Source organism: Halorubrum sp. F4 (genome assembly GCF_027257195.1).
Taxonomy (GTDB): Archaea; Halobacteriota; Halobacteria; order Halobacteriales; family Haloferacaceae; genus Halorubrum.
This window is the reverse complement of record NZ_JAPDFS010000002.1, coordinates 177,576-203,505: the sequence shown is the minus strand read 5'-3', so window position 1 is coordinate 203,505 and position 25,930 is coordinate 177,576. Positions and strand designations below refer to the sequence as shown.

At 69.2% G+C, this 25,930-nt stretch carries 28 protein-coding genes and 1 pseudogene; 14 read left to right on the top strand and 15 right to left on the bottom strand.

Annotated features, from left to right (window positions below):
- Window position 1 precedes the first annotated feature (1 nt).
- Window positions 2–190 carry a 50S ribosomal protein L24e gene (locus tag OKW78_RS05720; protein WP_066417355.1) on the top strand — a complete coding sequence of 63 codons (189 nt, stop codon included), beginning with the start codon at window positions 2–4 and terminating at the stop codon, window positions 188–190.
- Entirely contained in the window at window positions 191–670 is a 480-nt protein-coding gene (gene ndk, locus OKW78_RS05715; protein ID WP_281194259.1) for a nucleoside-diphosphate kinase, read from the top strand.
- Between the two features lie 280 nt (window positions 671–950).
- On the opposite strand, the gene OKW78_RS05710 is transcribed toward ndk, so the two are convergent.
- The 5 genes from OKW78_RS05710 to OKW78_RS05690 all read right to left on the bottom strand — a co-directional run bounded on the left by OKW78_RS05710 (window position 951) and on the right by OKW78_RS05690 (window position 7,203).
- Window positions 951–2,207: a PQQ-binding-like beta-propeller repeat protein gene (locus OKW78_RS05710; RefSeq protein ID WP_281194258.1), complete on the bottom strand. Its 1,257-nt coding sequence runs from the start codon at window positions 2,205–2,207 to the stop codon at window positions 951–953.
- A gap of 89 nt (window positions 2,208–2,296) precedes the next feature.
- Window positions 2,297–4,798 (bottom strand): DUF2309 domain-containing protein, encoded by a 2,502-nt coding sequence (locus OKW78_RS05705; RefSeq protein ID WP_281194257.1) that lies wholly within the window; start codon window positions 4,796–4,798, stop codon window positions 2,297–2,299.
- The gene (locus tag OKW78_RS05700) at window positions 4,788–6,278 is read right to left on the bottom strand and encodes a proton-conducting transporter membrane subunit (RefSeq protein WP_281194256.1); all 1,491 of its coding nucleotides are present in this window, start codon (window positions 6,276–6,278) and stop codon (window positions 4,788–4,790) included. The genes OKW78_RS05705 and OKW78_RS05700 overlap by 11 nt, the downstream gene beginning before the upstream one ends.
- 177 nt (window positions 6,279–6,455) lie before the next feature.
- Window positions 6,456–6,941, bottom strand: a complete 486-nt coding sequence (locus OKW78_RS05695; RefSeq protein WP_281194255.1) for an Lrp/AsnC family transcriptional regulator — start codon at window positions 6,939–6,941, stop codon at window positions 6,456–6,458.
- Window positions 6,942–7,077: 136 nt separating this feature from the next.
- A complete protein-coding gene (locus OKW78_RS05690) occupies window positions 7,078–7,203 on the bottom strand; it encodes a hypothetical protein (RefSeq protein WP_281194254.1) in 126 nt (41 codons plus the stop codon).
- Between the two features lie 140 nt (window positions 7,204–7,343).
- Here OKW78_RS05690 and OKW78_RS05685 point away from each other — a divergent pair.
- The 3 genes and pseudogenes from OKW78_RS05685 to OKW78_RS05675 form a co-directional block, all read left to right on the top strand.
- Window positions 7,344–7,853: pseudogene (locus tag OKW78_RS05685) on the top strand (AAA family ATPase); the annotation flags it as partial.
- A 110-nt stretch (window positions 7,854–7,963) separates the two neighbouring features.
- Window positions 7,964–8,248 carry a translation initiation factor eIF-1A gene (eif1A, locus tag OKW78_RS05680; protein ID WP_066417331.1) on the top strand — a complete coding sequence of 95 codons (285 nt, stop codon included), beginning with the start codon at window positions 7,964–7,966 and terminating at the stop codon, window positions 8,246–8,248.
- Between the two features lie 117 nt (window positions 8,249–8,365).
- Complete coding sequence (locus OKW78_RS05675) at window positions 8,366–10,210, top strand: SLC13 family permease (RefSeq protein WP_281194253.1); 1,845 nt, start codon at window positions 8,366–8,368, stop codon at window positions 10,208–10,210.
- A gap of 50 nt (window positions 10,211–10,260) precedes the next feature.
- On the opposite strand, the gene OKW78_RS05670 is transcribed toward OKW78_RS05675, so the two are convergent.
- The gene (locus OKW78_RS05670; RefSeq protein WP_281194252.1) at window positions 10,261–10,926 is read right to left on the bottom strand and encodes a hypothetical protein; all 666 of its coding nucleotides are present in this window, start codon (window positions 10,924–10,926) and stop codon (window positions 10,261–10,263) included.
- Window positions 10,927–11,058: 132 nt separating this feature from the next.
- On the opposite strand from OKW78_RS05670, the gene OKW78_RS05665 reads away from it, so the two are divergent.
- The gene (locus OKW78_RS05665) at window positions 11,059–11,514 is read left to right on the top strand and encodes a DUF5814 domain-containing protein (RefSeq protein WP_281194251.1); all 456 of its coding nucleotides are present in this window, start codon (window positions 11,059–11,061) and stop codon (window positions 11,512–11,514) included.
- A 184-nt stretch (window positions 11,515–11,698) separates the two neighbouring features.
- Complete coding sequence (locus OKW78_RS05660) at window positions 11,699–12,568, top strand: COX15/CtaA family protein (RefSeq protein ID WP_321169325.1); 870 nt, start codon at window positions 11,699–11,701, stop codon at window positions 12,566–12,568.
- A gap of 21 nt (window positions 12,569–12,589) precedes the next feature.
- Here the strand turns inward: OKW78_RS05660 and OKW78_RS05655 are convergent, their stop codons facing one another.
- Window positions 12,590–13,651 (bottom strand): zinc-dependent alcohol dehydrogenase family protein, encoded by a 1,062-nt coding sequence (locus OKW78_RS05655; protein WP_281194249.1) that lies wholly within the window; start codon window positions 13,649–13,651, stop codon window positions 12,590–12,592.
- A 192-nt stretch (window positions 13,652–13,843) separates the two neighbouring features.
- Between OKW78_RS05655 and OKW78_RS05650 the strand changes: the two genes are divergently transcribed.
- Window positions 13,844–15,034, top strand: a complete 1,191-nt coding sequence (locus tag OKW78_RS05650) for a HAMP domain-containing sensor histidine kinase (protein WP_281194248.1) — start codon at window positions 13,844–13,846, stop codon at window positions 15,032–15,034.
- Between the two features lie 46 nt (window positions 15,035–15,080).
- Here OKW78_RS05650 and OKW78_RS05645 read toward each other — a convergent pair whose 3' ends face one another.
- The 4 genes from OKW78_RS05645 to prs form a co-directional block, all read right to left on the bottom strand.
- Window positions 15,081–16,589: a replication factor C large subunit gene (locus OKW78_RS05645; protein WP_281194247.1), complete on the bottom strand. Its 1,509-nt coding sequence runs from the start codon at window positions 16,587–16,589 to the stop codon at window positions 15,081–15,083.
- Window positions 16,590–16,631: 42 nt separating this feature from the next.
- A complete protein-coding gene (locus OKW78_RS05640; protein WP_281194246.1) occupies window positions 16,632–17,006 on the bottom strand; it encodes a PIN domain-containing protein in 375 nt (124 codons plus the stop codon).
- Window positions 17,007–17,237, bottom strand: a complete 231-nt coding sequence (locus tag OKW78_RS05635) for an AbrB/MazE/SpoVT family DNA-binding domain-containing protein (protein WP_281194245.1) — start codon at window positions 17,235–17,237, stop codon at window positions 17,007–17,009.
- A 112-nt stretch (window positions 17,238–17,349) separates the two neighbouring features.
- Complete coding sequence (gene prs, locus OKW78_RS05630) at window positions 17,350–18,231, bottom strand: ribose-phosphate diphosphokinase (protein ID WP_281194244.1); 882 nt, start codon at window positions 18,229–18,231, stop codon at window positions 17,350–17,352.
- Window positions 18,232–18,383: 152 nt separating this feature from the next.
- On the opposite strand from prs, the gene OKW78_RS05625 reads away from it, so the two are divergent.
- The 3 genes from OKW78_RS05625 (at window position 18,384) to OKW78_RS05615 (ending at window position 20,238) form a co-directional block, all read left to right on the top strand.
- Complete coding sequence (locus OKW78_RS05625; protein WP_281194243.1) at window positions 18,384–19,034, top strand: HVO_0476 family zinc finger protein; 651 nt, start codon at window positions 18,384–18,386, stop codon at window positions 19,032–19,034.
- Window positions 19,035–19,183: 149 nt separating this feature from the next.
- Window positions 19,184–19,861 carry a TIGR00266 family protein gene (locus OKW78_RS05620; protein ID WP_281194242.1) on the top strand — a complete coding sequence of 226 codons (678 nt, stop codon included), beginning with the start codon at window positions 19,184–19,186 and terminating at the stop codon, window positions 19,859–19,861.
- Between the two features lie 125 nt (window positions 19,862–19,986).
- A complete protein-coding gene (locus OKW78_RS05615) occupies window positions 19,987–20,238 on the top strand; it encodes a hypothetical protein (protein ID WP_122104373.1) in 252 nt (83 codons plus the stop codon).
- A 59-nt stretch (window positions 20,239–20,297) separates the two neighbouring features.
- Here OKW78_RS05615 and speB read toward each other — a convergent pair whose 3' ends face one another.
- The 4 genes from speB to OKW78_RS05595 all read right to left on the bottom strand — a co-directional run bounded on the left by speB (window position 20,298) and on the right by OKW78_RS05595 (window position 23,129).
- Complete coding sequence (gene speB, locus OKW78_RS05610) at window positions 20,298–21,122, bottom strand: agmatinase (protein WP_281194241.1); 825 nt, start codon at window positions 21,120–21,122, stop codon at window positions 20,298–20,300.
- A 7-nt stretch (window positions 21,123–21,129) separates the two neighbouring features.
- A complete protein-coding gene (locus OKW78_RS05605) occupies window positions 21,130–21,507 on the bottom strand; it encodes a translation initiation factor IF-5A (RefSeq protein ID WP_281194239.1) in 378 nt (125 codons plus the stop codon).
- A 160-nt stretch (window positions 21,508–21,667) separates the two neighbouring features.
- On the bottom strand, window positions 21,668–21,937 hold the full coding sequence (locus OKW78_RS05600; RefSeq protein WP_281194238.1) for a hypothetical protein: 270 nt from the start codon (window positions 21,935–21,937) through the stop codon (window positions 21,668–21,670).
- 1 nt (window position 21,938) lies between these two features.
- The gene (locus OKW78_RS05595; protein ID WP_281194237.1) at window positions 21,939–23,129 is read right to left on the bottom strand and encodes an aminotransferase class I/II-fold pyridoxal phosphate-dependent enzyme; all 1,191 of its coding nucleotides are present in this window, start codon (window positions 23,127–23,129) and stop codon (window positions 21,939–21,941) included.
- Between the two features lie 194 nt (window positions 23,130–23,323).
- On the opposite strand from OKW78_RS05595, the gene thyA reads away from it, so the two are divergent.
- The 3 genes from thyA (at window position 23,324) to OKW78_RS05580 (ending at window position 25,849) form a co-directional block, all read left to right on the top strand.
- On the top strand, window positions 23,324–24,352 hold the full coding sequence (gene thyA, locus OKW78_RS05590; RefSeq protein ID WP_281194236.1) for a thymidylate synthase: 1,029 nt from the start codon (window positions 23,324–23,326) through the stop codon (window positions 24,350–24,352).
- The gene (locus OKW78_RS05585) at window positions 24,352–24,975 is read left to right on the top strand and encodes a dihydrofolate reductase (RefSeq protein ID WP_281194235.1); all 624 of its coding nucleotides are present in this window, start codon (window positions 24,352–24,354) and stop codon (window positions 24,973–24,975) included. Before thyA ends, OKW78_RS05585 begins: the two co-directional genes overlap by 1 nt.
- Window positions 24,976–25,063: 88 nt before the next feature.
- Entirely contained in the window at window positions 25,064–25,849 is a 786-nt protein-coding gene (locus OKW78_RS05580) for a competence/damage-inducible protein A (protein WP_281194234.1), read from the top strand.
- Window positions 25,850–25,930: the final 81 nt, after the last annotated feature.

Genomic DNA, 25,930 nt, shown 5'->3' with positions numbered 1-25,930 from the left:
CATGGTCGAGACACGCACCTGTGATTACACCGGCGAGGAGATCGAGCCCGGCACGGGCACGATGTTCGTGAAGACGAACGGACAGATCCTCCACTTCGTCGACTCGAAGGCGGAGAAGAACTACTTCCTCGGCCGCGAGGCGCGCGACCTCGAGTGGACCGAGGAAGGGCGCAACGAGGGAGGCGAGTAGATGAGCCACCACGACGAGCGCACCTTCGTGATGGTCAAGCCCGACGGCGTCCAGCGCGGACTCATCGGTGAGATCGTCTCCCGGTTCGAGGAGCGCGGCCTGAAGCTCGTCGGCGGCAAGTTCATGCGGATCGACGAGGACCTCGCCCACGACCACTACGGTGAACACGAGGACAAACCGTTCTTCGACGGGCTCGTCGAGTTCATCACCTCCGGACCCGTCTTCGCGATGGTCTGGGAGGGCGCGGACGCGACCCGCCAGGTCCGCGCGATGGTCGGCGAGACCGACCCCGCCGAGTCCGCCCCGGGCACGATCCGCGGCGACTTCGGGCTGGACCTCGGCCACAACGTGATCCACGCGTCGGACCACGAGGACGAGGGCGCGAACGAACGCGAGATCGACCTGTTCTTCGACGAGGACGAACTCGTCGACTACGACCTCGACGCCGCCGCGTGGGTGTACGAGGACGAGGACCACTGAGGCCGGACCTCCCCGTCCATCGACGCCCTCTCGACGGCCGATCTCGGCCGATCTTCCGTCGAAGCGACCCGACGACGACCGCCGAGCGGCAGCCTCGTTGACACACCTCGTTTCCGATGAAAACGCGCCGTGATATCGCTGCAGTCACTCGATCTTCCGTTTTTCGGCGTATATGAATGGGCCCGCAAGCCCACACGCCGTCCACGCCGGGTACGCTACTACGGTCCGCCGAGCTAGTTCGGCGCGCGGATGACGACGGCTGCGTTCGAACGGAACGCTGCTACGCCGAGAGCGCACGCACGACGCCGTCCCGGTCGACGACGAGGACCTCGTCGGTTCCGTCGTCGTTCGCATCGGCGAACCGGGGGCTCGCGTACACGACCGTCTCCGGGACGCTTCCGCGGACGACGACCTCGCCGTTTCGGGTCAATCCGAGCACCTCGCCCTCGCGGTTCACCGCGGCCGACTCCGGCGTGTCGTCGCCGGCGAACTCTCCGACGGTCGGCGCGTTCACGCGCGTCTGCCCGCCGAACTGCTGTTTCCAGACGACCTCGCCGTCGAGCAGGTTGACCGCCCAGACGCTGCCGACGCCGCCGACGAGGATCTGGCCGCCGTCGACGTCGCCCACGGCGACGGGACGGTCCTGGAGACCGACCTCGTACCGCGAGGCGCCGTCCGCGACCTCCAGCGCCTCGAGGTTCCCGTTGGACCCGCCGAGCGCCAGAACCGGGCCGCGGCGCGTCTCAGCGACGGTCCAGTCGACCGCCGTCACCGTCGGCGTCGTCGTCCACCGCGTCTCGCCCGACTCGTCGAAGAAGTGGACGGTTCCGGCGTCCGTCCTTGCAGTCGAGACCGCGACGCCGCCGGCCACCGACTCGTCGCGTCCGTCGGGATCCGGATCGGGCCCGACGACGAGCGGCCGTCGTTCGACCCGCCCGTCCACCGACGCCTCGAAGACCGGGTCGCCGTCGCCGTCGACCGCGAGCACGGTCCCGTCGGTCGCGACCCCGACGACGACGTTCTCACCGTCCCCGGTCGGATCACCGATAGTCGGAGCGACGCCTCCGGATCCGCCGAGATCGACGACGAACCGCTCCTCGCCGTCGTCGGCGTTCAACACGACGAGTCTCCCCGGTCCGGTCGTCAGCGCGACCACCCGATCGCCGTCGAGCGTGCCGGTCGTGAGCCGACTCACGTCGACCGGATCGGTTCCGTCTCCCTCCCCCTCCTCGTCGTCATCGCCTTCGCCCGGCGTTCCCGATATCCGAGTCGTCCACGCCCGGCCGTCGCCCGGGACCACCGCGCGGACGGCGCGGTCTCCGTCCTCGACGGTCGGCTGGACGACCAGCGTCTCCCCGTCGACGTCGACGGTCGCGGTTCCGCTGCCGTCGTCGCCCGCGGCGGGTTCCGATTCCCAAACGATCGTGGCCTCGGCGTTCGTGTCGTCGAGGCCGACGAACGCGAACGTGGCGACGCCGACGCCGGTGGCGCCGCCGGCGAACAGGATCAGGATCGCGAACAGGACTCGACGGTCCATTACGTCCGGTTCGGCCGGTGGCGACATACGGCTGTCGGATGTGAGTCGGGAGGACGGATCCGAGACCCCTCGAGCCCCGTCGACCCCCGTCAGTCGTCCGCGACCGCGGGCGCGTTCGGTACCGCGTGGCGAACGTCGGGACGCTCGGACGACGAGGTCCACTCGAGGTCCTCCTCGTAGTGGAACGCGCGGTGCTCTCGGGTGGGATCGACGACCGTCAGGGAGAGCCAGTCGTTGTCGAGCAGTCCGGTCAACTCCTCATGGTTGGCCAGGGTCTCGGTGACGCGGTCGACCGGCGCGTGGACGACCGTCGAGAGCCGGAGCGGCTGGTGGTACGGCTCGTCGTCCGCGGCCATCAGCGACTGGAGGGGGAGTCCGGTCATCAGGTCGCCGCCGTTGCCCTGGTAGACGCCGACGTTTCCGACCGCGTTCTGTGTCACCTTCGACCCGCTGCCGTACACGGCGTTGTCCACCGTCGAGAAGTAGTACTGGGCGTTGATCCACTGCGTGACGACCATCGGGCCCGCGAGGATCGCTTCGAGCGCGTCGCCGTCGGGATCGGTCGACCAGTCGTACGAGTGGAGGAACGCGCGTCCGTCGAGATCGAGGTCGTTCGTCAACTCGCGGGGCCCGACGACGAAGCCGGCGTTGCCGGCCAGTCCCCACTCGGGACGGGTCTCGGCCCAGTCGGCGGCGCGACGCTCCGCCTCCCTGACGCTCGCCGCGCCGTCCGCTTCGGTTCCCGCCGATCCGACGCGCTCGGCGGCCGCGTGCTCGCGAGCCGTGCCGAGGTCCGCGCGCAACCGCTCGACGTCCTCGGCGTGGCTCTCGGGGACGTGCCCGTCGTACAGCTCGATCTCGTCGGTCGTGGTGTTGTGCTCTCCGGCGAGGAAGACGGTGTCCTCGGGCACGTCGAACCCGCGGTCGCGGAGGTCGGCCTTGACGGTCTCGTCGTTACAGACGGTCGCGAGCAGACGGGCGTTCGGACCGCCGGGATTGCCGGCACACGCCCCGCAGTCCAGACTCGAGTCGTAGGGGTTGTTGGCCGTCTCGCCCGCGTGCCCGGTGAAGACGACGAGCCGCCCGAACCGCTCCCATCCCATCAGATCGAAGGCGGTCGCGGCGTACTCGACCTTCTCCTCGTGCGTCAGCCCGACCGGCAGGTCGCCGGCGTGATCGCCCCGGTGGTCGACGGTCTGGTCGCAGAACTCGTGGTCGTCGGGCACGGCGTCGCCGACGCCGGAGAGCAGGTCGCGGACGCGACCGGGAACGAGCGTGCGGGCCGCGAGCGCCAGCCCGTACCCGCTGCCGGCGTTCTCGACGAAGCCGAACGCGGTGGCGGGGTTGGTCTTCAGCGTCTCGATCGCCCCGCCCGCGGCCTCGCGGAGGCTCGACCAGCGGTCGTGTCTCGCCAGTGCGCCCTCATCCGCGGGGGTCTCCGTGACGTGGTGTTTCGAGTCGAGGATCGGCGGACGGGCGTCGATCGACACCTCGGAACCGTGGCCGCGGTACTCCATCGGGATCCCGAAGAAGCCGGCGTAGCCGTGGGTCTCGTAGTCGCCGGCCGCCTCGACGTGCCGGCGGATCACCTCCGAGCGCGTGTCGATACAGAAGACCAGCTGCGCGTCCGGGCGGTCGGAGGCGTCGCCGTCGGCGAGGACCTCGGAATCGCCGGCGTCGAGCGCCTCGCTCTCGGCGGCGACGCTGGAGACCACCTCGCGGCGGTAGCTCGCCTCCCACGCGCTCAAGAACGCGTCGGCGATCTCGTCTCCCGAACCGACCGTCCCCCCGTCGCGACCGGTCGACGGCTCGAGATCGACGCCGAAGCCGTCCGAAAGCGCGAGCCGTACCGCGAGGTATCCCTCGAGCGTGATGGGGTGGGCCGACTGCCACGCGCCGTCCGCGGCGGTGCGCTGATTGATGAACCCCGTCCATCCCGAGAGCGCGGCGAACTGCTCCTCGAAAATGGGAACCCACTGGCTCTCCGGATACGGCTCCAGTACGGCCTCGATGGCGTCGATCGGGGATCGGGGCAGGTTCGCGACGACCCCCTCGTCGGGGATCCGTCCGTCGTGGGCAGCCACGGACCGGACGGCACCGTAGAACCCCGCTTCGCGGTTCGGCATCGACCACCGCGCCTGGCCCTCGTCGAGGAACGCCGATAGCCACTTCGTCAGCACGCGATCGACGCGCCGTACGTCCGGATCCGTCCCCTCCGCGTTCCGGAGCTCCGGCCCACCGGCCGCACTCGTGGACTCCGCCTCGGCCTCCATGCGCTCCAGCAGGGTCTCCGGGTCGGCCTCGTAGCCGCGCTCGGCCAGCTCCGAGTCGAGTATCCCGGGATCGATCTGCCCGCGGTCGAGGGCGGCCCGGAACGTCTCCGGACTCGGATAGCCCCGGCCGCCCAGGAGGTCCGAGGCCTGCCCGACCGCCTCCTCGAACGGCAGCCCCTCGAAGCCGGCGAGCGGGTTGGCCGTCACGAACGAGTGGATCGGCCAGAGCGAGCCGACCGTGGTCGCCGCCCCGTCGATACGTTCCTCGATGGTGCGTTCCTCGATGGTGCGCTCCTCGGTGACGTGTTCAGTACTCATCGTATTCCTCCGTGGCGGTCAACACGGTGCTCGGCGCGGGTTGGCTCGCGTTCAACAGTGCGACGTAGAGACGCGGACTGCGCTCGTGGAGGTCGGCCTCCATCGCGACGTAGACGGCGACGAAGACGACGGCGACGAGCGCGTGGACGGCGCCGAGTTCGGTCGGGGCCGAAACGACCGGAAGCCCGGAGAGCACGCCCGATATCGCCTCGTAGACGAGCGCGTAGACGGTGATCGCCGGCAGGAACACGAGCGGAACCGCGCCGTAGCGGGCCGGTCCCGGAAGCGAGGCGCGTTCGACGACGCTGCGGGCCGCGTGGAGCGTCGTGAGAACCACGAACAACGCGAGCAACAGCCCGCTATCGACGCTCGTTCCCTTCCCGGTGAGGGCCGCGAACAGCGCGCCGCCCGCCAGCCCGGTCAGCAGGACGGTGACGAGGCCGGCGACGCCCGCTTCGCTGGACGCCTCGTGAATCGGACTCGCGTGCTCGATCCGCTCGCCCGCGCTGAGGAAGTGGTACGCCTTGTAGAACCCGTGAAGGACGAGGTGGGTGATGGCGGCCCCGAAGAAGCCGAGGCCGGCCTGCATGATCATGAACCCCATCTGTCCGACCGTCGAGCAACCCAGTTCGCCCTTGACGTCGGTCTGGACGGCCTTGAGGAGCTTACCCAGCAGGGCGCTGGTCGCGCCGACGGCCACGATCCCGAGCATGAGGGTCGCGTCGACGGTCACGACCGGCGCGAAACGAGTCAAGAGGATGCCGCCCGCGTTGACGAATCCGGCGTGCATCAGCGCCGAGGCCGGCGTCGGGGTGGTCATCGAGGAGAGCAGCCAGCCGTGGAACGGGACGAGCGCGGACTGGATCATCGCCGCGATGACGAGCGCGACCGCGGCGACGAGCCAGACGGGTCCGTCGAGGCCGCTGACGGCCGCGACCGCGGCGATCCCGGAGATCGTCGCTTCGCCGGTCGCCCACCACAGCGTCGTCAGCGCGACGGCGAGGAGCGCGCTGCTGGCGAGGAAGTACGTGCGGGCGACGCTCGCGGCGGCCCGCGCCTGCTTCCAGCCGTCGACGGTGCCGATCAGCTCCGCCATCACCAGTCCCATCGCCAGCCACAGGACGGCGAACAGGGCGAGGTGGTCGGCGGCGGCGAGCCCCATCACGATGACCGTGAAGCCGAACACGGACAGGAAGAAGGCGGTCTCGTGGCGGCTCCCGGCCATGTACCGGCGCGAGTAGCTGTGAACGATACCGCTGAAGAAGGCCACGACGACCCACAGCAGAACGGTCAGACCGTCGACGCCGATCACGCCCGTGACCTCCAACGAGGTTCCGAGTCGGATTCGAGCGACGAGGACGACGACGCTCGCGACGAAGATCGACCACACGAGCCACGTCAGTACAACCGGCACGTACGACGATCCCGTCGTCGCGTCCGGGAGCGATCCGACCGTCGGCTTCGAGGTGCGTCCTGCCATCGTTCGATCCATCGTACGACCGACCCGACGATCGGGACGGACTCGGTCATCCCGGCGATCGGGATGGGGTCGAGATCCCTTTCCGGTCGTGTCTACTCGCTATTGAGAACAGAACGTTTGATAAATCTATCCATATTCACAAATCGTTCGAATATTCTCAATTATAGAACGTTATGGTTACTCTCCCTCCGCCGCGTGGTTCGCCGGGTCGAACTCGCCGAACGGCGTCGTCTCGTGGGTTCGGACGAGGACTTCGTCGGCGACCGTGAGACCCATGTCCAGAAGCTCCTGTGCCACGGACGTGATGTCGCCGTCGGTCTCGCCGACTGCGGTCACGAGGAGGTTCTGTTCGCCGGTGACCAGTTCCTGGACCGAGACGACCCCGTCGAGGTCCAGGATATCGGGAATGAGATCCCCACGTTCGGGGATCGAGGCGGTACAGTAGAGCAGCATGCGGAGGGGATATCCCGACTTCTGGTAGTCGACGTTGGCGCTGTATCCCTTGATCACGCGGTCGGATTCGAGACGCTGGATCCGCTTGCGGACCGTGCTGTCCGAGGTACCGGTCCGCTCCGCGATGTCGCCGGAGGACACGTTTCGGGCGTCCTCCTGGAGCGCGTACAGGATCGCTTTGTCTACGTCGTCGACCTCCCTGTTGGTCATACCGGTGTGTCCACGGGAGAGGTACTTTACTGTTCGACGTTTCCCGGCCGTACCGCCGAGTCCCTCACACACGTCCATCCGACGATCGGATCGCGAGATCCATCGGACCGGCGATCCCGAATCGCGGTGATCACTATCAGATCACGAGGCCGATCGCCCGGTAGAGCAGTCCGACGACGAAGACGGAGACCAACGCGATCGTCGCGACGACGACGATCGGCGAGAGGTGTTCGGGTTCCTGCTCGAAGGTGAGTGCGTCCATGAAGGAGCGGTCGCTCGGACGCGGTTTGAAGGCTTCGCTCGCTCGTCCGTGAACGGGACGCGGCGACCGAGAGTAAGGTTCATGTGCGTCTCGATCGACACTTTTCTCGAATGAGTCTGGCCGCAGCTGACTCCGCGGCGCTCGTCGTCGTCTGCGGACTGCCGGGGGTCGGCAAGACGACCGTCGCCGAGCGGGTGGCCGAACACGTCGACGCGCGGATCCTCCGCACGGACGTGATCCGCAAGGACCTGTTTCCCGAGCCGACCTACGCCGAAGAGGAGACGGAGGCGGTGTACGCGGAGCTTCTCGAGCGCGCCCGCGAGCGCGTGGTCGAGGGTGAATCGGTCGTTCTCGACGCAACGTTCGCGGACGAGCGGTTCCGGGCCGCCGCGAGGGAGACGGCCGACCACGTGGCCGACCGATTCGCGCTGGTGAAAGTCGAGTGCGACGAGTCGGTGGTGAAGGAGCGAATTCGTCGTCGTGACGGGATAAGCGACGCCGACTTCGACGTCCACCTCCACTTCAAGGAGCTGTTCGATCGGGTCGACGCGACCGACGCCGTCCGCGGCACCGGCGGCGACGTGGTGGTCGTCGACAACTCCGGCGACGAGGCGGAGACGCGCGCGCAAGTCGACGTCGTCTTCGGGTGATCTCCGCCGGTGGACGTTTCCGTATCATCGGATCCGTGTCACCGGCTCTCGTGAGGTGCGCGGACTCGCGTCTCCCATCACTTATACGGACGTGCCTCCTATCGGACGACGTGAGCGAAGAATCCGGGCGTCGGAACCTCCGAATGCCCTCAGACGACGAAGTGTTCGCCGTCGTGACGGAACACCTCGGCGGCAACCACGTCCGCCTCCGGTGTGTGGACGGAAAGGAGCGGCTGGGACGGATCCCCGGCCGAATGAAGTATCGCACGTGGATCAACGAGGGCGACGTCGTCCTCGCGGAGCCGTGGAGCTGGCAGGACGAGAAGGCCAACGTCGAGTGGCGCTACACCGACGACCAGGCCGACCAGCTCCGCCGTGAAGGCCACATCGAGTAGTACGACGCGCCCGCTTCTCCGAGTCACACCACGACGGCCGAGCGACGGCTCCGCTCCGGCGACGACTCCGCTCCGGCGGACCGAAGCCATATACGGTCGCTCCGAGTGCGGTAGGACATGGTCATCGCCGGCGTTCCGACGGCCGCGCTCGTCGTCTTCGCGTTGATCGGCGTCGCGCTGGTGCTCTTCGTCTCCGAGGTCATCCCCACCGACGTCACCGCGATCGGGATCGTCGTCGCGCTGGCGGCCCTGGAGCCGTGGACCGGCGTCGGTGCGCGCGGCGCCATCTCGGGATTCGCGAACACCGCGACGGTCACCATCGTCGCGATGTACATGCTGAGCGCCGGGATACAGCGGACGGGACTGGTCCAGCGGCTCGGGGTCCACCTCGCCCGGCTCACGCGCGGCAGCGAGACGCGCGCGCTGGCGGCGACGATCGGCACCACCGGCCCGATCGCCGGCGTGGTCAACAACACCCCGGTCGTCGCGGTGTTCATCCCGATGATCACCGACCTGGCGAGGGAGACCGGCGTCTCCCCCTCGAAGCTCCTCCTGCCGCTGTCGTACGCCGCGATCCTCGGCGGCACGCTGACGCTCATCGGCACCTCGACGAACCTGCTCGCCAGCGAGTTCGCCGCGACGCTGCTCGATCGGGGCCCGATCGGGATGTTCGAGTTCACCGGGCTCGGCGCGATCGTTCTCCTCGTCGGGCTCGCGTACCTGATGACCGTCGGGCGGTGGCTCACTCCGGCTCGCGTCCCGGTCGACGCCGACCTCGTCGAGGAGTTCGAACTCGAGGACTTCCTCGCGGAGCTCCGCGTCGGTCCCGATTCGGACGCGATCGGGCTCCCGGTCGCGGCGATCGACGAGCGGACGGACGGGACGGTGACGCCGCTTCAGATCCGGCGCAACGGCGAGACGTTCCTCGCCGCCGGAAGCGACCAGCGGCTCCAGGCGGGTGATGTGGTGGTCGTCAACGGTTCACGAACGACGGTGAACCGCTTTCGGCAGCGACTGGGGCTCGACCGCGTCGACCGCGGCGGCGTCACCGAGGAGACGTTCACCGACGCGGACTCCGCCGATCGGCTCGGGAAGGCGGTCGTTCCCGAGACGTCCCGGTTCCTCGGCGAGACCCTCTCCGAGTCCCGCCTCAAGGCGTTTCACGGCATGACGGTGCTCGCGATCCGCCGGGGAAACGAGCTGATCCGCACCGACCTCTCGGACGTGCCGCTGGAGGCGGGCGACCTACTCCTGGTTCAGACCACGCCCGAGTCGGTCGAGTACTTCGCCGACGGCGACGACCTCCTCGTGATCCACGAGGACGCGCTCGATCGGTTCGAGGAGGCGGACGCGGAGGAGATCGCCCCGCTCTCGCCGGAGACGCCCGTCGCCGTCGCGATCATGGCCGCCGTGGTCGGTCTGGCCGCCCTCGACGTCCTCCCGATCGTGATCGCCGCCCTCGGCGGGGTGTTCGCGATGATCGTCACCGGCTGTCTCTCCTCGGCGGACGCCTACGACGCCGTCTCCTGGAACGTCGTCTTCCTTCTGGCCGGCGTGGTCCCGCTCGGGCTCGCGATGGAGGCGACCGGCGGGGCCGCGCTCATCGCCGAGGGGCTCGTCGCGACCGGGTCCGTCCTCCCGCTCGTGGCCGTGTTGCTGTTGTTCTACGTCGTCACGGGACTGCTCGCGAACGTGATCACGCCGGTGGCCACGGTCGTGTTGATGATCCCGATCGCGGTCGACGCCGCGGCGAGGCTCGACGCCAACGGGTTCACGTTCCTGCTCGCCGTGACCTTCGCGTCCGCGACCTCCTTCATGACGCCGGTCGGCTATCAGACCAACCTGATGGTGTACGGTCCCGGCGGCTACGAGTTCACCGACTTCCTGCGCGTCGGCGGGCCGCTCCAGCTCCTCCTCTCGATCGTGACCACTCTCGGGATCGTCGCGATCTGGGGGCTTTGAGCGGCGACGCCTCGGAGGTTCAACGTCGTCGCGCTCGTTCGAACGCCGACTCACGCGAACAGGACGACGACCAGCGCGATGAAGAGCAGCTCCCCGCCGACCAGCAGGACTGCGATCACCCAGTCGCGGTACTCGCGGAACCACCCCACGATCGCCGTCCAGGTCGATCCGACGGATCGCCGAGCGGACGGGTCGCCGCCGGCATCCGCGGCGGCGTCGACGTTACTGCCGGCGGCATCGTCCGCACCGCTCCGGCCGGACCCCCGCGCCACCCGCCACCCCGTCTCAGGGTCGAACGTCGCGGGCACGCGCGTCCCCACGAGTTCGTCGAGGTCGAGCGGGGAGACGCCCGCGGACTCGAGGAACGCGAGGAACGCCGTACACTCCTCGAGCGACCCGTGTCGCGGCGCGTCGAACCGCTCGACGTGCGTCGTCTCGCCGTGTGGCGGCCGGGTCTCGACGACGACCTCGTCGTCCTCCATCCGGACCGCGGTCACGACGAGCGCGTCCTCCTCGTCGTTGAGGTACGCCTCCCGGAGCCGGCGTTTGAGCTCCTCGTCGACGGGGTCGTCGGTGGCGTCGCCGGTGGTGTCGACAGCGGTGGCGTCGGTGGCGGCGGTATCGTGGCCACCAGTGGGGTCCGCGTGGTCGTCGGTGGGTTCCCCGGGATCCGCCGTCTCGACCGTCCGGTCATCCCTGGAGGGCTGCTCGGCCATTCGCCCGAGAGTTGGCGTCGCGGCCGCTTAAGCGCACGGCCGGGGCGGACACGCGGCGTCCACGGGGACGAACGCTGTCCTCTCCGGGTACCACGCACCTTTTGAGCCCGGACGGCCTACGGCCGGCAAGCCGTGGCGTTCACCGACAAGATCTACGTGAAGAACCACCGCCAGCTCGCCTCCCAGCTGGAGACGAACGTCCCCAAGGGCGCGTTCGCGGGCGCGACGCTCGACATGCTCTTCACCGGCGACGGGCTCTCGAAGCTGGACTCGACGACCCGAGACCGGATCCTCGATTTCGCCGAGGACTTCCTCGATTGCGACTGCCAGTCGAACCCCTACTGCGGCTGTCCCGAGCGGAAGTTCATCCGATACGTCCTGGAGCTCCGCGCGCAGGGGCTCGGCCCCGGCGCGATCGTCGACGTGATGACCGACGACTACATGGTGTACGCGTACGCCGGCGACGTGCGGTCGTTCCTGGACGACGCCGTCCGGAAGCTGGAGGCCGTCGAGACGCTCGCGGACGTCGAGGGCAACGAGGAGATGTCCGCGAAGGCGCGGCGCGCCCGCGACCAGCTCTCCGGATGACGCCGAACGATTCCGGATGATTCCGGGCGTCTCAGGGTGACTCCGGGCGTTCGCGGGCGCGAGTCGGCGTTCCCGATCCGTCGGACCGGTCGAACGGTCTAAGTACGCGCGAGCCCGATCCCGGACAATGAGTCTTCGGCCCGCGTGGCTGACGTTCCGGCGGTACGCGGCGGCGACGACGGGGATGACGCTGACGCTGTTCGCGCTCGGCGTCTACACCGCGGCGACGGGCTCCGGACTGGCGTGTCAGGCCCAGTGGCCGCTCTGTTCGGACCAGCTCATCCCCGCGATGACGATCAACCCCGACTTCATCGAGTGGTTCCACCGCGTGTGGGCCATGGTGACCGGCTTCCTGATACTCGGCGTGGCCGGCTGGAGCTGGGTCGGAGCGCTCGACCGACGGACCCGGATCGCGGCGACGCTCGCGGTCGCGATCCTCCCGGTCCAGATCGCGGTCGGCGCGATCACGGTCACGATCGGTGGGCTCGTCCCCGGCGGCTACACCGTGTCGACGCACGCCGCCCACCTGATCGTCGCGTTGGGTATCTTCACGCTGCTCGGGCTGACGACGATGTGGGGCGGTGCGGGCGTCGACCGTGGCGACGGGAGCGTCGACCGCGGCGGATCGCCCCGACTCCTCCGGATGGCGCTCGGCGTCGCGGTCCTCGGGGTCCTCGCAAGCGCCGTCTTCTCCCGGGCGGTCCCGCTTCTCACCTACTCGCCGGGCGCGCAGGGAGCCTTCTACGTCGCCGGGCTGGGCGCGCATCTCGGGCTCGTCGCGACGCTCGTCGTCGCGACCGATGCGATCGACGGCGAGATCTCCGGGATCGACGCCTCGACGGCGCGGACGGTCCGGCGGCTCGCGGCCGGGTCGATGACGGCGCTCGTCGTGACCCTGCTTCTCGGGCGCGACCTGGTGTTGTACACCGCGACCTGGCAGCGGGTGAACCTCGTCGCGCTCGCCCTCGCGTTCGCGCTCGCCGCGGGCGCGGCGTGGATGCTTCGGGGAGGCGACGGTGCGACCGGTCGGTCGACGCCGGTCGGCGGCGACTAGAACGCCGGCGGCGACCCGTTCCTAGAACTCCGTGACGACCTCGACCCCGCGAACGCCGTAGTCGTCCATCGCAGCGAGCCGGTCGGAGACCTCGTCGAGTTCGAGCTCCCGCGTCACGAGCACGCCGGGATCGATCCCCGTCGATTCCACGAGCGCGAAGAGGTCCTCGTAGTTCGTCGGCGGCATGCCCCGGGCACCGAGGAACGACACCTCCCAGCGGGTCATCCAGTCGGTCGGTAGCGACACCTCGCCGCGTTCGGCCTCCGTGGTCAGCCCGACCTGGACGTGCGTCCCGCGCGGGCGGACCGACCGGACGGAGTTGCGGCACGTCTCGGCGATCCCCAACGCGTCGACGGAGACGTCGACGCCGCCGTCGGTCAGCGATCGGACGCGTTCGGGAACCGAATCGGACTCCTCGGGTAACACCGCCTCCGCTGCCCCGAGTTCTACGGCCCGCGAGAGCGCGTCGTCGTCGAGGTCGACCGCGATCACGCGTGCGCCGACGGCGGCCGCGATCTGGACCGCCGAGAGCCCGACGCCCCCGCAGCCGTGGACGGCAACCCGGTCGCCGCCGCCGACGCCGGCCCGCTCGACCAGCGCGTGATAGGCGGTCATGTATCGGCAGCCGAGCGCCGCGGCGTCGCGGGCGGGCAGCCACGGGGGCCGCTCGACGAGGTTGTAGTCGGCGCGGGGAACGGCGACCCGCTCGGCGAACGCGCCGGGCGCGTCGGGCTCGAATCCGAGGGCGTTCCCGTCCGCACAGACGTTTCCGTGGCCGCGCCGACAGTGCGGGCACGTTCCGTCCCCCAAGGAGAAGGGGACCACGACGCGGTCGCCGGGAGAGAACCGGTCGACCGCGTCGCCGACGGCGACGACCTCGCCCGCGGGTTCGTGCCCGAGTACCTGGCCGCGGGGAACCCGGTCGTCGGCCCACTCCCCGTGACCCTTCCAGGCGTGCCAGTCGCTGCGACAGACGCCACAGGCGTCGACGCGGACGACGGCATCGTCCGGTCCCGGCTCCGGCTCCGGGACGTCTCGGATCGCCAACTCCTCGCCGTATTCACGAAGGACGGCCGCGCGCATGGTGGTCGGTGGTCGTCCGCCACCATACGTGTTGTCCCGTCGGCAGATTCATCATCCGTATTATGATACCTCGATAGCCGTTTATTCCACGTCTGTAACGCGTTAATTCGGGTACTCTACTTGCTTGATACGACCGTCTGACAAATGTTATTCAGGTAATACTTATATCGGATCACACACGAACGATACGGTATGGACTCCCGCCCCGACTCTCGACCCGGCGTCGCGTACCGGCGGCCGGACGGGGATCCGGAGCGGGTCGTGTTCGAGACGGACGCGGAGCCGGAGCTTTCGGTCGGCGATCTCTCCGGGGAGACGTGGCTCGATTCCGTTCATCCCGAGGATCGCGATCGGCTGTGTGAGGAGCTCACGACGGACGAGGTCGATCTCGCGTATCGTCTCGTCCGTGACTGGAGCGCGTATCACGGCGATGCCGTGGATGACGGTGCCACGGACGGGCGTGCTACCGCCGACTCCACTGCCGACTCCACCGCCAACGACGCCGTCACGTGGGTCCACGAACGAGGACGGCGCGACGAGAACGGTGACACGGTCGGCTACCTCTTTCCCGCGTACGATCGGTTCGAGCGCGAGCGGCGGCTCGAACGACAGCGCGAGCGGCTCGAGGAGTTCGCGAGCGTCGTCAGCCACGACCTCCGAAACCCGCTTTCGGTCGCGGTCGGCAACCTCGAGTTGGCTCGCGAGTTCGACGGCGACGACGCGGTCGAACGGATCGACCGCGCCCACGACGCGTTGGACCGCATGGACGAACTCATCTCGGATCTCCTCTCTCTCGCCCGTGAGGGCCGCTCGGTCGAGGCGACCGCCGAGACCGACCTCCAGGTCGTCGTCGACCGGGCGTGGGCCACGGTCGGACGGGCGGCGAACGCCGAGCTGGTCGTCGAGGAGCCCCTCCCGCGGATCGAGTGTGACCGAAACCGGCTTCGACAGGCCCTCGAGAACCTCTTTCGGAACGCGATCGAACACGGATCGGACGAGGAGATCGGCGAGGACGCAGTAGCCGTCGACGACGACGCTATCCGCCGGCAGGTCGATTCCGACGGCGTTCGCGTCTTCGTCGGTCGAACCGACGACGGCTTTTACGTCGCCGACGACGGACCGGGGATCCCCGAGGAACGCCGCGAGGAGATCTTCGAGCCCGGCCACACCACCGCCGAGGAGGGAACGGGCTTCGGGCTCGCCATCGTCGAGCGGATCGTCGAGGCCCACGGCTGGTCGGTCGGCGTGACGGAAAGCAACGCCGCCGGCGCTCGCTTCGAGTTCTCCGACGTGAATCAACGGGAAGACTCGGGAGCGGACGCGGACGACGACGCGGTGAACGGTACGACCGCCGGCGGGCTCGGCTCTCCGTCCGCCGAGTGACCTCCTCGTCTTCGGGCTGTCGGAGCGCGGACCGATCGACGGTCCGCTAGACGAAGTCGCTCAGTCCCGACTGGCCGTCGTCGTCCTCGGCATCGTCCTCGGCGTCGGCCGGGCTCGAGTTGCCCAGCCCCGCGTCGTTTGTCAGTCCGTCGGAGCCGGCGCCGTCCCCTCCGGGGTCGGCACCGTCGCTCACCCCGCCACTCGTCTCCGCGGAGGCGCTCCCGCGTGCGGCTCCGCCGGCGAACGCGCCGTCGGCGTTGTCCGCCATGCGTTCCTCGCGACGCTCCCGTGCGTCCTCGACGATCGACTCGACCTTGTTCGTCGACTCCCCCGAGCCGGTGACGAACGCCACGCCGGCCTCGTCGAGGTCGTAGGCGGCCGCCATCGCCACGGTGAGATCCCGGGGCTTACAGTGGTGAGTGACCGCGGAGAGGAACGGGAGTACCTCCCTGCGGGCGGTCGCGACGCTACAGCCGCTCGTCTCGGCGACCCGCCCGACCACCTCGTCCGCGGTCGAATCGGAGGAGGGCCAGAACTGCGGGCGGCCGTACCGGGTCCACCCGCCCTTGGTCCCGTCGCGGGCGGCGGCGACCCCGGCGGCGGCGTTGTCGGTCGCGTACCGCCAGTAGGTGTAGTTCTGGCTGGCGCGCACGCGACCCAGCCACACGTCGGCGTTCGCGAGGAAGTCGTACGCGCGGGTCGCCTCCGCCGGGTCGTACACGGAGAGCATGTTGTCCTCGATCCACTTCGTGAGGTCGTCGGGCGTCTCGTCGACCGCGTACGCCGCCCGGAGCGACTCCTCCGCGGACTCCTCCTTGAGCACCGCGTCGAGGAACGGGAAGATCCCCATCGCCTTGTCGCGGTCGGCGGTGACGACGTCCTCGACCGCGATCGACGATCGGCCCTCACAGGCCGCCTGGAGGTCGTTTATCGCGCCGCGGAGGTCGCCCCGGTTGCGCTCGGCGATCCGCTGTAGCGCGTCCGACTCGAACTCGATCCCCTCCTTGCGGCAGATATCACGGAGGACGGGGACGATGGAGCGCGCGGAGACGTCGCGGAACTCGACGTCCCGACACGCGTTCCGGAGCCCGCGGGAGATGTCGTAGAACTCGTTGGCGATGAGCACGATGGGCTGGCCCGACTCCTTGACCAGCTTCGTGATCGCGGAGGCCCCGCCGCGGTCGTAGTTCCCGTGGATGTTGTCCGCCTCGTCGAGGATCACGAGCTGTCTGGAGGCGGTGTCGCCTCCCGACGCGCCGCCGCCGGCCGCGCTCCCGCCGAGGGTGGCGTTGCGCGCCGCACGGCCGGCGAACCGCTCTATCACGTCCGCGGTCCGCTGGTCCGAGGCGTTCAGCTCGACCGTCTCCCAGCCCATGTCGCTCGCCAACGCGTGTGCCGCGCTCGTCTTCCCGACGCCGGGGCTCCCGTGGAGGATCACGGCCTCGCGGTGGTCGTCCCACGAGCGCGCCCAGTCCGCGAACGCGTCGCGGGCCTTGTCGTTGCCGCGGACCTCCGAGAGCGTGCTCGGGCGGTACCGCTCCGTCCAGTCGGCCATTACCGGAGGGAGGCACGAGCGCCGTTTAGTGGTTGCGGAGCCTCACTCCCCGGCGTCAGATTTCAAATCGAGTCGCGGAGCGAACCCCTCGTACGCCTCGTCGCTGGAGACGATCGTGTCGCCGTTCGACTCGACGAGGTGGAGCGCATCGAACGGAGTGAAACCGTGGTCTTCAACGTACGTGGCCGCCGCGACGACCGTGTCGACGTCGCCGCGAACCTCGACGAGTTGTGCGGCGTTCGCGGTGACTCGTTCCGTATCTCGGTTCTCGCGATACCCAACCAGGAGAAGCTCGATGAGGGTGAACTGTGACGTCCACAGATCGTCCCGGTTCTCACGATACACCTCCTCGGCGGCCTCACCGAGCCAGTCTTCGTCCTTGATGAGCGCGAGCAGGAAGTCGGTTTCCGCGTACATTCAACGTCCCGCCTCCTCCAGCGCGGCATCACGCGCCTCCGCCCGGAGTTCGCCGGCCGTCTTCTCGACGTCCACGAACTCGTCCCGGAGCGCGTCGAGAGGATCCTCAGCGACCGGGATCAGCTTGATCCCGTCGCCGACCTCGACGACGTAGTATCGGTCGCCGTATCGCTCTCGAAGCTCCTTCGGAAGCGTGAGGCGACCGCGAGCGTCGAGCGCTGTCTCCGTCATACGTCATCGTACGGTGGGTATGTATAAAAACATCCCCCGCATAAATGCGGATTCCCATTCGATTGCTCCCTTCGGCTCCCCCGATCTTTCGGATCCGTTGATACGTCGGCTACTATCCCTTCTCCTCCGCGACCGCGTCGGCGACGAGCGTCTCCGCGAGGACCGGGGCGACGCTGACGACGCTACAGCCGCGCTCTACCGTGTCGGTGCCGACGATCCGGTCGACGCCCGCGGCCCGCAGCTTCGTCACCGCGTTCTCGGCCAGCATGGGATGGACGCAGGCGGCGACGACGCGCTCCGCCCCGCGCTCGACCAGCACGTCGACCGACTCGCTCATCGTCGACCCGGTGGCGACGATGTCGTCGACGACGACCACCTCACGGCCGGCCACGGAGGCGTCCGAGGGAGACACCTCGATCTCGCCCGTCTCTCGGTCGCGGCGCTTCTCGAAGTGGTCCGTTCCGCCGCGGCCGTACGCGTCCCGGACGGTCTCGGCGATCCCGATCGCCCCCTCATCGGGCGCGAGAAAGAGCGGATCCGTGAGTTCGGCCCCGAGCGGGTCCGCGAGGACGCTCGCGGCGTCGACCGTCTCGACCGGCACGTCGTAGAAGTCGGCCACGGTCGGCTCGTGGGGGTTGACGAGCACGACGCGGTCGGTGCCGGTCGAGACCGCTCGCGCCATCGCCCGCGCGGAGACGGGCTGGCCGTCGCGGAACGACTCGTCCTGTCTGGCGTATCCCATGTACGGGATCACGGTCGTCACGCGCTCCGCGCCCGCCTCGCGGACGGCGTCCTGGAGCTGGAGCAGTTCGACCCACGCCTCGTCGGAGTCGGTCGTCGCGACCACCATCGCCTCTCCGCCGTCGAAGTCCGGGACTGCGGCGAGACGCTCGCCGTCCGGGAAGCGGTCGTACGTCGCGGTCGCGAGCGGCCGGCCCGTCCCCTCGGCGAGCGCGGCCGCGAGCAGTTGCGAACTCGACCCGGGTACGATCATGGGCGTCCGTTCCGCCGACACCGGTAAACCAGTTTCTGTACCCGGCCCCGCCACCGAGACAGCGACACGCACGGCGAGCGGGGGGAGACACCGACACGCACACGACCGCCAGGGGAGCGGATATTTACGCCCGCGGCGGGAAGGACGCCGTAATGACCGAAACCGGAGACCGAGTCGGTCTCGCCTGCCCGTCGTGTTCGCCGGGCGAGGAGACCGTCCACGAGGTGTTGCGACCCGGCGGCCAGGCCACCGTCCGGTGTACCGACTGCGACCACACGCACAAAGCCGAGATCCCGGAGGAGGAGACCGTCGACCTCACGATCGTCGTCTCACAGGAGGAGGAGTCGTTCTCCACCGAGATGGAGGTCCCGGCCGAGGGCGGCGTCGAGACCGGCGAGGAGTTCGTCGTCGACACCGAGGACGCGCTGATGCAGGTCCGGGTCACCGGGATCGAGCTCGGACCCGAACACCGCGTCGAGGACGCCGCGATCACGAGCGTCGACACGCTGTGGACCCGCGCGGTCGACAACGTCGCCATCGACGTCACGCTCCACCCGAAGGACGGCGACGCCGACCGGACCCGATCGATCGAGGTGAACGTCCCCGGAGATATGGAGTTCGTCGTCGGCGAGACCGTCGAGTTCGGCGACGAGGAGTTCACGATCGAGGGGGTTCACATCCGCGAGGACGCCCCCGAGTACCGCCACGAGAAGCTCGACCACGCCGGCGACATGGCGTACGCGAAGGACCTCAAGCGGGTGTACGGCCGCGACGAGAGCATGACCGCCTGGTCGGCGTGGTGAACGTCTCGTCCGGCATGGAGAACGTTTCGTCGGCGGACGGGAACTCCTCGTACCGCTGTGATCGAACGGGCGGCTTCGACGTCGACCGATCCCTCCGAAGGTACCAGTTTAAGTAGTTATCCGGCGAACCCGTCCCCCGAGGTCCTCCGATGGAATACGAGTTCACCCACAAGCCGTCGTACACGCATCTGATCGTCACCCTCGAGCCGGGCGAATCGGTGGTCGCCGAGCCGGGCGCGATGGTCGGTCACTCCGAGACCGTCTCCATGGAGACGGGAACGAGCCGCGGCGGGCTCCTCAGCTCGGCGAAGTCGTTGCTGGGCGGAGAGTCCGCGTTCGCCAACGAGTTCACCGCCGAGGGCGGGCGGGGAACGGTGACGTTCGCCCCGCCGTCGCCGGGCGACGTCATGGACCACGAACTCCGGGACGGAACGCTCTACTCCACCGATGGTGCCTTCCTCGCGGCGACCGCGGGGATCGACATCGACTCGGAGTTCGGCGGGCTCAAGTCGATGCTGGCAGAGGCCAGTCTGACGCCGCTGGCGTTGAAAGGCACCGGAACGGTCTTCATCGACGCCTACGGCGGCTTGGAGAAACTCGAACTGGAAGCCGGCGAGTCGTACGTCCTGGACAACGAACACCTGGTCGCCTGGGACGACGAGATCGACTACTCCATCGAGCGAGTCGGGAACCTCAAGTCGACGCTTTTGGGCGGTGAGGGGCTCGTCTTCGAGTTCACCGGCCCGGGGACGGCCTGGTACCAGACGCGCGACATGGACGCGTTGGTGGCGGCGCTCGCACCGCGGCTGCCGAGCCGGAGCGAGTGACGCTCGGACGTGACGAGCCGGACTCGATCGGATCGCCCGATCGCGCCGGAACCCGCACGCCCTCGATCCCCGCAATCGCTGCCCGGAAACAGTAGTTATTAATCGTGTACATCCAAACGCGTGGTATGGCCGAGATAGCCATCGAGTACGCCTCCGGGAACCGCCTCCGTTCGGAGGCCGAGACGGCCCGACGCCTGATCGACGCCTACCTCGGAGATCGTCCCGACGTCGACGACGTGACCCTCTCGCCCTCGGCGGAGTCGGTGTTCTGCGTCAGCGTCGAGGGCGACCGGATCTGGTGTACCGACCCCCGCGAGTGGATCGACGCGATGGAGGCGGTATCGGCCGCCCGCAGTCGACTCGCCGAACTTCACTGAGTCGATCGGAGAGCCGCGGAGAGTACACGCGAGCGCTCGCGAACCACGCCGACGAGCCGTCACGCCGACGAGCCGGCGGCGTGTGCGTGAACGAACTCCCGAAGCAGCTTGCCGCCCAGCGCCGCGGCCTGGCCGTCGTCGCGGTCGTTCACCTCGACGACGTCGAAGCCGTCGGCGTGCGGGCCGACCGCGCGGACGAGGTCACGGACCTCGCGCGGGTGGAGCCCGAACGGCTCCGTGGTTCCCGTCCCGGGCGCGAACCCCGGGTCGACGCCGTCGACGTCGATCGAGAGGTACGTCGATCCGTCGGCGAACTGACCGGGATCGAGGTCGTCGAGCCACGCGCGGGCGTCCTCGGGCGCGACGACCTCCACGTCGCTCTCGGCGGCGCGGTCCCACTCCTCGGCGGAGCCGGTGCGCGCGCCGAGGATCACCGCGCGGTCGACGACGTCGAGCGCGTGGCGGGTGACGCAGGCGTGGTTCCAGGGGTTGCCGGCGTACTCCGCCCGGAGGTCCAGGTGCGCGTCGACGACGACGAGGGTGTCCGGCGAGACCGCCTCGACGCCGGCGTAGGTGACGGTGTGTTCCCCGCCGACCGCGAGCGGAACCGCGTCGTCGAGGACGACGCTCCGGAGCTCGGCGGCGAGGTGATCGAGGTACTCACGCGTGTCGTCCCAGGGTTCCACGTCGCCCGCGTCGTGGACGCCGAGCGCGGAGAAGTGGCTGCCCGTTCGGTCGTCGTAGTCGTCGTAGGATGCCGAGAAACGCCGGATCCGGTCCGGTCCGAACCGGGTTCCGGGCTGAAACGTGGTCGTGGCGTCGAGAGGAGCGCCGACGACCACGTACGAGGCCGCGTCGCGGTCGGCGGTCGCTCCGGGGAACATGAGCCGACTACCCGACGACCTTGCGTTGGCCCTCGTACTCGAGGTACTCGATGGTGTCGTCCGAGGAGAAGTCCTCGCCCTCGGGGATCCGCATCGTGAACGTCTCGTAGGTGTCGAGGTCCATGACCTGGGCGTCGTCGCCGGAGACGGAGACGACCTGGCCCTGTTTCCGCTGGATGATCGGCACCCACACCTTCGCGTCGACCGGCTGTGAGAGCGAACGCTTCTTCTCGTCGAAGACGCCCTTCCCCTCGACGCGTGCCTTGGCGCTCCCGTGTTTCCCGGGCTTGGCGGTGCTGTAGTGATTGATCTTGCAGGGCGAGCTGTCCATCATGACGTAGCTCCCCTCCTGGAGTTCTCGAACCTGCTTCTGCTCTCGCGGCATACACCGGCTTACCCCCGGCGCGGGTATAAACGGTTTGGAACGCCGTCGTTCCCCGCCGATCGGGGCGGACTTCCGCGGGTGGCTGCGGGCGATCACGGGAGGAAAGCGATCACTGGCAGAGAGCGATCCCGGAAGAAGAGCGCTCACGGTCGAACGGCGCTCACGGATGGAACTCGTCCTCGTACTCCTCGTCGTCGTCCTCGTCCGGCGGAACGAGATGGCCGGTGAGCAGGTAGCTGACGACGAACAGCGCGATGAACCCCACGCCGACGGCGGCGGTCGTCCGCACCACGAACGGGAACTCGATCCAGAGGAAGTAGCGGTCGGCGATCGCGATGGCGACGATCGCGACCAGTATCGCCTTCTGCTCGTCCGTCGGGTTCCGGACGAGCCCGACCACGTCCTCCTTGAGGTCTCCGGCGAGACCCATCTCAGCGGCTCCCTCCGTCGAGGGCCGCGTCGTGCGTGGCCGCCGCGTCCCCGCCGCCGGCCGCCTCCTCTCCGGACCCGTCCGGGTCGTCCGCGTGCGCCTCGATGACCGCGCTCACGCGATCGAGTCCCTCCTCGAGCACCTCCCGCCGATGCCCGAAGCCGACCCGGAAGCGGTCCGGGAACCCGAAGAGGTCGCCGGGCGCGAGCACGACGCCGGCCTCCTCGACGACGGTCCGACAGAACTCCCGGGCGTCCGAGAACCCCTCGGGAACCGTCGGAAAGGCGTTGACGGACGCGGGATCGTACCACTCCAGTCCGTGCCGGTCAACCCACGCCGCGATCCGCTCGCGGTTCCCGTCGGCCAGCTCGCGGTTCTCCTCGAGGATCCGGTCCTCGCGCCGACCCAACGCCTGTTTCGCGACGTGTTGACCGAAGATGCTCGGCGAGATGGTGGTGTAGTCCTTCCACCGCCAGGCGCGCTCGACGACCGGCTCGGGGCCGGCGATCCAGCCGAACCGCAGGCCGGAGAGCCCGTACGCCTTCGTGAGGCTCGTCGTCGAGACGCCGTGTGCCCCGAAGCTCGCCACCGGCTCCTGAGGGTCCGACGCCAACAGGCGGTACACCTCGTCACACAGCAGGTAGGCGTCGTGCTCGACGGCGACGTCGTATACCTCCCGGACCCGCGCCTCGTCGTGGTAGCGGCCGGTCGGGTTGTTGGGATTGTTCACGACGACGACGGCGGTGTCCTCGCGAACCGCGTCCGCGACCGCGTCGGGGTCCAGCCGCCACTCGGGCGGGGAGAGCTTGACGCGGGTCACCTCCCCGAACGCCTCGGGGACCGCGTGGAGCGCCTGGTAGGTCGGGGTGACGACGACGGCGTGCGATCCGGAGCCGATCCCCTCCTCGCCGACCGGTTCGGCCGAGGCGACGAGCGAGAGGAACGCCAGGAAGTTCGCCTCCTGGGTACCGCAGGTGAAAAGCACCTCGTCGGCGCTCCGGCCGTACCGGTCGCCGACGTCCGCTCGGAACTCCGGGTCGCCGTTGGTCGGGATCACGTACCCGACCTCCCCGGGATCGAGGTCGAACCGGTCCGCCTCGAGCGACCGGATCCCGCTCTCGGCGAGCATGACGTCCGCCTCGTGCTCGTACTTCGCGAACCAGCGCTCGAGTCCGAACGGATCGACGTTCATGCGGAACGGTCCGTGCGGCGTGAGGTTAGGTGCTGCGGTCGGACGAACGCGCCCGGCGGATGGCGGCTCCCGGGAGGGACCGCGGAACGGCCGACGAGATGGGATCGATTTATGTCGTGTGGCACGTTGACCCGATAGACCGATCGCCTCGACGTCGCCGCACGTCGGGGCGGCACTACCCACGACACATCACGATGCAACGGTACCTCGATCTCGTCGACGACGCGCTCTCGACGGGCACGTACAAGCCGAACCGGACCGGCGTGGACACGGTCGCGACGTTCAGCGCCGGATACACCGTCGACCTCGCGGAGGGGTTCCCGCTCCTCACCACCAAACGGATGGACGGCTACCGCTGGAACTCGCTCATCCACGAGGTCATCTGGTACCTCTCCGGGGAGGAGCACGTCCGGAACCTCCGCGAGGAGACGAAGATCTGGGATGCATGGGCCGACGAGAAGGGCCGTCTCGACACCGCTTACGGTCGGTTCTGGCGGCGCTATCCGGTCCCGGACGACGCTGACGCGCTCCCCGGCGAGACGTGGCCCGACGACGCCCACCGATGGGTGACCGTCGAGGAGACCGCGGACGGCGGAACGCGCCGGACCTTCGACCAGATCGCCTACGTGCTCGACACGCTCGAGGAGAACCCCAACTCCCGTCGGATGGTCGTGAACGCGTGGCACCCGGCCAACGCCGCGACCTCGACGCTGCCGCCGTGTCACTACACCTTCGTCGTCAACGTCCAGGGCGGGAAGCTCAACCTCCACCTCACCCAGCGGTCCGGCGACATCGCGCTCGGCGTCCCGTTCAACGTCGCGGCGTACGCGCTGCTCGCGAACGCGCTCGCGGGGCGGACGGGGTTCGAGGTGGGCGAGTTCGGCCACACGATCGTCGATGCACACGTCTACTGCGGGCAGGGCGACCGAGGGGAGTGGTACGGCGAGAACCTCCCCGCGCTCCAGGCACGGCTCTCGGACGTGGAGGACAGGGCGGACTACCGCGACGTCAGGGCCTGGCTGGAGGAAACCGCTCCCGCGGAGGCCGACGGCGAGGAGGGGTACGACCACGTGCCCGGCCTCCTCGAGCAACTCTCGCGGGAGCCGCGCGAGCGCCCGCGGATCGAGATCGCGGACGTGCCCCTCGACGAACTGACCTACGGCGACGTCGAGGTCGTCGACTACGACTGCGCCGAAGGGATCTCGTTCGCGGTCGCCGAGTGATGACGGGGACCCGATCCTCCGCCGAAGATGCCGCCGATACCGCCGATGCCGCCGGTGCCGACGCTGCCGACGCGAGCGAGCGCGACGTCGACCCCGAGGACGTGGCGTTCGTCCTCGTCGCGGCCGTCGCCGAGAACGGCGTCATCGGATCGGACGACGGGATGCCGTGGCACTATCCGGCGGACCTCGCACATTTCAAGCGGCTGACGACGGGCCATCCCGTGGTCCTCGGTCGAGTCACCTACCAGAGCATCGTCGACCGGCTCGAGGGTCCCCTTCCGGACCGCCCCAACGTCGTGTTGACGACCCGCGAACCGTCGGACCTTCCGGCGGCCGGCCGCGGAGACGGCAACGTCGTCGTCGCGAACGGCGTCGAGGAGGCGGCGGCGCGGGCGCGGACGGTCGCGGTCGACCTCGGCGTCGAGGAGGTCTACGTGATCGGCGGCGCGACCGTCTACGAGGCGTTCCTCCCGCTCGCCGACCGGATGGTCCTGACGGAGATCCCGGGATCCCCCGACGGCGACACGTACTTCCCGGAGTGGAACCGCGACGAGTTCGAGGAAGTCGACCGGGAGACGGAGGGCGACCTCGCGTTCGTCACCTACGAGCGGATCGAGGGGTGACGAACCGACCTCCGGGAGCGGCGAGACGAGCGGCGTCCGCGTGTCGAAACGGGCAACGCCTATGTTCTCGCCGGCCCGAACGCGGACGATGGAAGTCGCGTTGATCACGGTCGGCGACGAGTTGCTCTCCGGCGACACGGTGAACACGAACGCGAACTGGCTCGCGGGACGGCTGGCGGAGCGCGGCGTCGCGGTCGAGCGGATCCTCTCCGTGCCCGACGACCGCGAGACGATCGCCGAGCGCGTGGCGTCCTACGGCGACGCCTTCGACCGAGTGATCGTCACCGGCGGGATCGGCGGCACGCCCGACGACGTGACGATGGAGGCGGTCGCCGACGCGTTCGGGCGCGACCTCGCCGTCTCGGAGCTGACCCGCGCCGACGTCGAGGAGCGGCTGGCGGAGATCGCGACGCGGATCCCGGACCACGACCTGGACGTCGACGTCGACGCGGAGGCCGCGATCCCGGAGGAGAGCCGCCCGCTGTTGAACGACGCGGGGCTCGCGCCCGGCTGCGTGCTCGAGAACGTCTACGTCCTCCCGGGGATCCCCGAGGAGTTGAAGGCGATGTTCGAGTCCGTGGCCGACGAGTTCGCCGGCGAGCGCCGGTCGCGGTTCCTCTACACGGTCGAGCCCGAGGCGAACATCGTCCCCGCGCTCGAGGAGGCGATGGATCGGTTCGACGTCACGGTCGGCTGTTACCCCGACCGCGAGGCGGGCCACAACCGGTTGAAGCTCGTCGGGACGGACGAGTCGGCGCTTTCCGCGGCCGGCGACTGGCTGCTCGCCAACGTCGACGCGAGCGAGACGCCCGTCGCGCGCGATTGGGGTGACGGGGATGCGGACGCGGACGCCTCGAGCGACTCGGACGACTGACGAGGACGCGCACGAACCGGACGACTCGTGCGGCATCGGGGGCGGTTCGGGCGGATCGCGCGGCAACGCGGCCGACGCGGA